The organism is Microseira wollei NIES-4236, assembly GCF_020521235.1.
Taxonomy (GTDB): domain Bacteria; phylum Cyanobacteriota; class Cyanobacteriia; order Cyanobacteriales; family Aerosakkonemataceae; genus Microseira; species Microseira wollei.
This window is the reverse complement of sequence record NZ_BLAY01000513.1, coordinates 1-639: the sequence shown is the minus strand read 5'-3', so window position 1 is coordinate 639 and position 639 is coordinate 1. Positions and strand designations below refer to the sequence as shown.

General features: G+C 39.4%; 1 protein-coding gene. It reads left to right on the top strand.

Translation table 11 applies throughout. The annotated features are described in order from the left end of the window. Positions 1-178: 178 nt before the first annotated feature. Positions 179-550, top strand: coding sequence for a hypothetical protein (locus MiSe_RS49610; protein WP_226594980.1), 372 nt, complete (start codon positions 179-181; stop codon positions 548-550). Positions 551-639: the final 89 nt, after the last annotated feature.

Sequence of the window (639 nt, the reverse complement as noted above, 5' to 3'; positions counted from 1 at the left end):
AGCCGCAGAGTATACCCGCGTAACGAACCTTTGCTAATCCAGTTTCCTGTTAATCCATATTTTTTACAGGTGTTAATGTGAGGTATTTTGAAGTAAAAAAGCCATTAAATTGGCACAGATTTATTGGCTTTGTACCAGATGTTGATTGGTCTATGGAAATACAGGAGTTGATGGGTTAATGGGAATTTACAACCCTCGCCTTTTAAATCAAGGAAATTTTGAAAATTTTCAAACATTAGAGAAATTAGGCGAAGATGGCGGGCGCTTAACGTTTAATGGCGCAATTGTAGGGGGAGGATTAGGCGAGCTTCAATTGAATTCGTTGACTTATGATTGGAGCAGCGTTAGGGGTGAATTTATTAAGCAAGATGTTTTAAGCTTTCCTCTGCTAGCTACCTTGGTTAAAATTAGTTGCAATGCACCAATCAGACTTCGCTTTTATCGCAGTTTAAGGGCGAGGCAGGTTGATTTAACTCGTCCTCCCTATATTGCAGTGAAAAACAATAGTGGATTGCTTTTAGATGCAATTCTTGGGGGAGACTCTAAGTAGGCTCAATTAGAGTTAGCGCCTTTGGTTTTGGTTGCAGGTATTGCTCAAGTTCCTAGAATTTTAGAAAAACTTTGACTCGATGCAGTTAC

Bases quoted from the DNA above. Each gene is read 5' to 3' on its own strand.
- MiSe_RS49610 (WP_226594980.1), top strand. From the start codon at position 179: ATGGGAATTTACAACCCTCGCCTTTTAAATCAAGGAAATTTTGAAAAT.